Raw genomic sequence first — 268 nt, 5'->3', positions numbered from 1 at the left:
CATATTTTCTCCTCCTTCTGTTGCAGCTGGAAATAAAGGGCTTAAAACGGCTTTAATTAAATCCTTTTTTAACTGTGCATTTTCAGAGCTCATTACACACACCTCCTATTCGATAGTGAACTCACGTTATTCATATTCTTCCGGCTGTTATTTGGTATGAGTCGAACGCCGTACCTGATCTATTTTTCATCTATTTAAGGAAAATGCTGATTTTTTAATGGAGTGGACATAGCCTATACCATAAATCGAAGTCGCACATATTGTGAAA

1 pseudogene is annotated in these 268 nt (G+C 36.6%); it reads right to left on the bottom strand.

Annotated elements, in window-relative coordinates:
- Positions 1-93, bottom strand: a pseudogene (locus SB660_RS20980) (protein CgeA); the annotation flags it as partial.
- Positions 94-268: the final 175 nt, after the last annotated feature.

The organism is Bacillus sp. SIMBA_005, from assembly GCF_046535585.1.
Classification (GTDB): Bacteria; Bacillota; Bacilli; order Bacillales; family Bacillaceae; genus Bacillus; species Bacillus pumilus.
Note: the sequence above shows the minus strand (reverse complement) of the source record. Positions and strands in the feature narration are given on the sequence as shown.